The sequence below is a fragment of the Haloarcula japonica DSM 6131 genome, assembly GCF_000336635.1.
Classification (GTDB): Archaea; Halobacteriota; Halobacteria; order Halobacteriales; family Haloarculaceae; genus Haloarcula; species Haloarcula japonica.
The window spans coordinates 21,242-27,241 of the sequence record NZ_AOLY01000022.1; the positions used below are offsets into that span (position 1 = coordinate 21,242).

The window sequence follows — 6,000 nt, forward strand, 5'->3', positions numbered from 1 at the left end:
AGATACACAGTGACTTTCAGGATCCATACGCGTGTCAAGGGTGTGAACAACAGGAGCCGTTCCGACTGAACACGAAACCGACCGATTCAAATAGAAAACCGAGCTTTCTAAGCCACGCATCGGCAAAACTCCAAACGACATCGTGGGGCTAATCAGGGAAGATATCCGCGGGCGCGCTGAGATCGGTCCTTCGGTTAGTCAGTAACCGATAGTATCCTTCAGTCACTGCCGATGATTGTTGACTGCCATCATAGGAGCCCACGTCGTCTCACCTCTGCCAGCGAGCTTCGAGTTGCCTTCTTTGTATGATCTCAGTGATTGGCCTCCGGTCGGGGCATTTCTCTTCCGGGCATTACGGGTTCATCGGTGACTCCTCAACGGTGATGACGATATAAGATGTAAGTTGTTCATCCAAGCCAACTGCTCTTCCCAGGTCTCGACAGCGAGGGTACGGCCCGCTACTGAGACAACTATGAATCCACCGTAGCTGTTGTGGCAGCTGATGTCGATTCTGAGATGGTTTTGTTAGCCGATACACCCATCCTTTGAGACGCTTGCTGAATGGTTCGCATACACGCGTTTGGAGCGTGGCCGGGATATTGGCCCGTACGTCGGTGGATCGTTCTGTGCTTCAGACGCGTATAATCTCAGTTCTGGACCGGACTATGTGAAAAGTAACATCCGAAAATCTGAGATAGCGACTGTCTCTCTGATCGATACCCTCGCCGTATTGAGACACACTCCAAACCGCCGGATGGTTGTCGGAGGTGCGCTCGTTCTCCAAACGTCTTGGTCCCCCATACCGAACCAACATTCAAAACAGTCTGTGTCTCTGCTATCTAGCTCCGTAGCAGTTGATGTCGAAAAGATAGATCTGAACGTGAACCCACAACCAATAGCAGGTGATAGCGGCACAGCAGCGTCCATACTAGCGGTTGTCTGGCTATAACAGGACCAGTCATGGTTGCGCACTCAGGGGCCGGCATGGTATCGAGGAGTTATGCTCACTGCTACGGTTTTAGAACCATTCCGTATACTCGTCACAACAGATACACTCGGCACGGGTACGCCACTCGTCCCCGTGCTCATGATCAATCGGTGCTATTCTGACTACTAGGATATCGATCGAGCCACACTGTGGACATTGTCCCGGAACTTTCGTATTGGTCACGCTGAACGATCACCCTATGAATAATTCAATCGTGAGTATATAATGAAAGCTACGCAATAGAATGGTAAGTTAACCGCTAGTATAGTATGATCAATAAAGGATTAATGTGTATTGCTGTCACTGAGATAGCTCTTGAAACTGCTCTCTTGGATAACCTCCGTCAAGATCTCAGTTGGCTTTCCAACTTATGAGGATTCAGGCACCGTCTTCGAGTACATCGATGAGTTCTTTTGCTGTTCGACTAATCCGGCCGAGGCGCTCGCGAACGACCCCGTGATCGTCCGACTCCCACGCAGCGAGGTAGAACGCCGAGCCGCTGGTGTCCAACCCACAGTAGCGCCCGACGACGTACGCGACGGCTTCGGCCTCGACTTCGCGTTTCGTCCGCTCGGTGTCGTCGTCAACGTCGAAGTGGAGCAGGGCGTGTGCGTACTCGTGGATCAGCGTCCGCGCAAGGTCGGCCTCGTTCTCCCGATCACGCACCTCGACGAGCGGCTGGGCGTCGACGAGACTCAGTCGCTCGCAGATACCCTTCGCCTTACCGTGGGTCCACTCTTCGGCTGGGACGATTCGCACCGTCACGCCGAGTTCATCCGCGGCGGCAGTCAACTGGTCGACGAGGTCCCCGGTGTCCCCGGTCGCTTCCGTGTTCAGGTCGGGAAGCGGCTCGCCCTCGGTCTGGGAGATATCGAACACAGGCGCAGGCTTGAACCCCACCAGCCCCTCGGACCACTCCTCGGGTGGGATCTCGTTGTACTCACAATCACTGTCCTCGTGGTACCTTGGCGAGTTCTCGCACTCCGGGCACTGCTTGGTGATGATCGGGGCCCAGATCCAGATGGCCGACTCGCCCTCCGTGACGTGGCGGTCGAACTCCTCCTGCCACGTCCGATAGCCCGCCACCCGGCTCGCCTCGGGACACTGCCGCTTGATGAGGAGCGTGTTCCGGTAGGAGTAGTCATGGAAGCGACTCTGGACGTCCAGCCACTCTTGGAACTCGGCGCTGGCCTGCGCGTCGTCGACGCCGGCGACGAGGTCGTCGATCCACTGTTCGATGGTACTGTTCATCTCGTCGTCTCGCGTGTCGGTCTGCTCAAAGGAGACCGACGAGTCACTGGTCGTAGCCATTGTGTTCACCGAACTGAGTTCACCGCGATTGCAGCAGTTCAGAACGCGCCGCACCCTTCGGGCGCAGAAAAACAACTCACCGCGATTTTGTTTAAGTCGGGATGGCTATCAGGGGGTGGTGTTAATAATCATGCGTACCTCAGCCGAGCTAGGATGGGACTCTTGAGTACACTCCGAAGAGCCGTCGATGGTGATTCATCGACTCTGTGGGAGTGTCGAAACTGTGGGGAGACACTCTCAGAGGACGCCGAAGAGTGTCCCAGCTGTGGGGCTGCGGATGTCGCCTGCTACAAGCTCTGATCAGCGAAGTGTTGATCGCTCCTCAGCGAACCCAACCGTCACGAGGTACTCGAGGAACTCGTCGAACCGCTCGACGTCGCTAGGCGTGTCGGTCGCAAGGTGACGCGCCCACTCGATGGCCCACTGGAAGGCGGGATCCGTGCCGCCCTTGCCGTGAATGTACCACCACCGGGCCGCTTTCAGCACGACCAACGGATTCGTCGGCGGCTGCTCACCGGCGAGCCCACGGGTGATGGATTCGATTTTGTCGGGGACGTCGGCGGGCTCGACCTCCGCTGATTGCGTGGTGTCGATATCGACCGGGATCTCGTCGATCGAGACGTTGTCGGGACTTTGTTGACTCACTGGAAGTCACCTCTGAGAGCATTCGAGGGTGCCCTCGCCCTCTCTGGGGGCACAAAAAACAGGTCGCGAAGTCACGCCGGCGGGAGGTAGACGCTCTGCTCGCCGGCGATCTCCTCCAGGTTGTTCTGATGACGGTGGCTGAAGTAGCACTCGTAGCTGCAGTATCCACAGATGACGCTGGTATCGTATTCCGCGACATACGGGCCGCGGCGAGTTCGCCAGACGTTCATCCCGCACTCGGTACAGGCCGCTCGCTCGAGATCGGCTGGCCGCGGCCCTTCGTACTTGATGTCCAACCCGTCGTCTTGCGGTGTCGATTCGGGCCAGACTCCGTGAGTCTGCCAGAACTCGCGGATACGAGCGAGGCTGTGGCGCACCGTCTTTCGGACGGTGACGTGGTCGGCGTCGCGACCACTGTCGTCCCAGCCGTCGGCCGTCCAGAACTCACCGAACTGCGCGCCACGATGCACCCCGTTCCAGTCGACGCCGACGATGTCGGCCGGTGGCTCGTCAGTGAGTGTCGGTCTGGTCAGCTGTCGAATGGCGTCGAGTTGCTTGGGCGGACTCCCGCCGAGGATGTGGACGCGCCGCCCTCTCCAGTCGGCTGGGTCGGAGAACTCGTGGGCCAGACGGTCGGCATATCCTCGTGAATACCCGAGGACGAGGTCCTGGGGAATCTCGTCGATCACCGCTTGGCACTTCGGGACGACGATGAGCTGGGCCTCGGGATGGCTCGCTTGGATCTCACGAGCAGCAGCGACGTGGGCGTCGACGTCAGCAGGTTCGTAGATGTCGCCGATGACACCGACCTGTGGCTCGTACTCGAAGAAGCGATCGACGAATCGATCCAGATCGGGATTCCGGAAGTCATTGTCGAGCATCCCGACAGGAATCTCGAGGTTCAGGTACTGGTCTGCCTGATACCCACAGTCTTCCCGAAACCCGGGAAGATATCCGAGTGCCAAGGCGTCAGCGACGAACGGAACTCGATGGAGGAACGCCACCTGGTCCGCTTGTCTGGCGGCAGCGATGTCGCTAGCCGTGCTGGAGTCCGTACTCAAATCGATGGACATGACTGAACTCGCGAGGCCGCCACTGGCCGCCCCGCACCCATTCAGGGGCCCGAAAAACGGGATACTCTGCTGTTAACCAACAAAAGGTGATAGATGATCCCGTATGTTGGTTAAGACCGATCGCTACTTCTCATCCTCACGCAACTCTTCCGCTTTCCACTGGAGGCGACGCAGAATCTGTGTCCGATTCTGGTGCGCGTTCTCGTATGCAACGCACTCCCGGAGTGTCTCCATATCGGGAATCGTCGCGATTCCAGCCTTGATCAGTCGATGGTTCGGTGCTTCGAGGCGCTTTTCGGGTGGGAATTCGTCGTCAGCCCCGCTGTTGTCCGTGGACTTCTCCATCGCTATCGCCCTCCACCCCTCACGGGAGAGAAAGACAGAACAGCCGACTACCCCACCATCGCAGCGTCAGGCCATCGCGTCCTGGAACCGCTCGCGAAGCGCATCTTCACGCTCCTCGAACTGATTGACCTTCTCCTGCAGGTCGTCGCTGACGCGCTCGATGCTCGCGAGCGCCCGCTCGCCGGCGAGCGACGCCTGCGACCCGTCGTCACCGTCCGCCTCCAGCTCCTCCTCGTAGGCGCGTTCGACGCGCTCGATGGTACCTTCCGGATTGAACAGAATGTCGTTGGCCGTGCGGACGTAGCCGTCCAGCGACGCACCCTCCTTGCCCTGGAAGAAGTGCGTGAGCGCGTACGTCGCCCCGGAATGCAGCGTCCACATATCGATCTCGACGGGTGAGGGCGCGTTGGCCTCCGCATCGCTCGCAGCGCGCTCGGCGAGGTAATCCGGGAAGCCAAGTAGGCTGTAGAACTCCGTGACAGTGAACGGGAGCTCCGAGAAGTCGAGGTCGATGTCCTGCGCGTCCCGGATGAACTCGAAGAGATCGTCGGCGACGAGTTCAACCTGTGCGAGGAGCTCCTCCCACCAGGTCCGGAAGTTCCGCACGTCGCCGACGTGCTTGATGACCTCCTTGTCGGTGAGCGAGCGCATCGTGTTCGAGCAATACCCATCCTGGGCGAAGCCCTCCACGTAGACGGCGTGCTCGCCGAAGAAGTCGTAGCCCGACGTGACACCCATCGTGATCGGGTCCGACCGGCCAGGGAGGCGCACCTCGAGGCCGTCGAACATAATGTCCATATGGACCTCGCCGCCGCCACGGTAGCGCCGAATCTCGCCGAACATCACATCACCCAGCGGCGTCCCCTCGATGGTCTCCTCGCGAAGGACCTCCTCCAGCGGCCCGTAGACGTCGACCGGGTTGATGATCGCGTACGAGTCGGTGGGCACGTGAAATAGTGGATCCGTCTCCGCGCCCTCATCTCTGGCCTGCTCCCGAGCGCGACTCGGCTCGACGAGCGCGTTGAACCGCTCCGTCTCGACCCACTCGTCGGTGTAGGGGTTCTGGTACGCCACGGTTGTCTCGACGGCCTGCGGGAGATTACGGATCGCCTCGGCGAAGGACACGGGATTTTCGCCCCCGTGACGCTGTCGGTACCACTCGGGCAGTTCGGTGTCGGTACGTCCATCGACGCCAGCGAAGATGGTTCTCGACTCTGGGTCTTTCATCTCGGTCACCTCGACGCAGGAACGCTCATCGACGACCGCCTGCATCGTCTCGCGCCCTGTGCCCCTCTGCCGGGCGCAACAACAACACTACTTTAACCAACACCGGGCCCGGAGGGTGGAAGTTCGTTGGTTAACGAGACCACCAGGAGAGTGAGGCCTGTTTCCGTTCCGACTCAGCTGGGACTTCACAGAGAAACCGCCACTTCGGCCGCTCTCGGATCTGCTTGTTGGGCCGGTTACCTGCCTGTCCGGGCTCCGTTTTCCCGGCACAGTGCCAGCCCTTGTCTCTGAGCGCTTTGATCATCGAGCCGTCGAAGTCAGCTCGCACGAACGTCAGCAGAAGCCGAACGCCTCGCCGCCGGCCGTGCCGACGCACGAACCGTTCCATCGACCTGTCTCTTATACACATCT

General features: G+C 59.4%; 5 protein-coding genes and 1 pseudogene. All 6 read right to left on the bottom strand.

Annotation, left to right across the window (positions count from 1 at the left end):
- Positions 1-1,366: 1,366 nt before the first annotated feature.
- Entirely contained in the window at positions 1,367-2,299 is a 933-nt protein-coding gene (locus C444_RS08305; RefSeq protein ID WP_004592233.1) for an ArdC-like ssDNA-binding domain-containing protein, read from the bottom strand.
- A 300-nt stretch (positions 2,300-2,599) separates the two neighbouring features.
- Entirely contained in the window at positions 2,600-2,944 is a 345-nt protein-coding gene (locus tag C444_RS08310) for a hypothetical protein (protein ID WP_004592235.1), read from the bottom strand.
- A gap of 71 nt (positions 2,945-3,015) precedes the next feature.
- A complete protein-coding gene (locus C444_RS08315; protein ID WP_004592236.1) occupies positions 3,016-4,017 on the bottom strand; it encodes a DUF6610 family protein in 1,002 nt (333 codons plus the stop codon).
- 123 nt (positions 4,018-4,140) lie between these two features.
- Entirely contained in the window at positions 4,141-4,362 is a 222-nt protein-coding gene (locus tag C444_RS08320; protein ID WP_004592237.1) for a hypothetical protein, read from the bottom strand.
- A gap of 66 nt (positions 4,363-4,428) precedes the next feature.
- Positions 4,429-5,634, bottom strand: coding sequence for a hypothetical protein (locus C444_RS08325; RefSeq protein WP_004592238.1), 1,206 nt, complete (start codon positions 5,632-5,634; stop codon positions 4,429-4,431).
- Between the two features lie 85 nt (positions 5,635-5,719).
- Positions 5,720-6,000 (bottom strand): annotated as a pseudogene (locus C444_RS08330) (hypothetical protein); the annotation flags it as partial.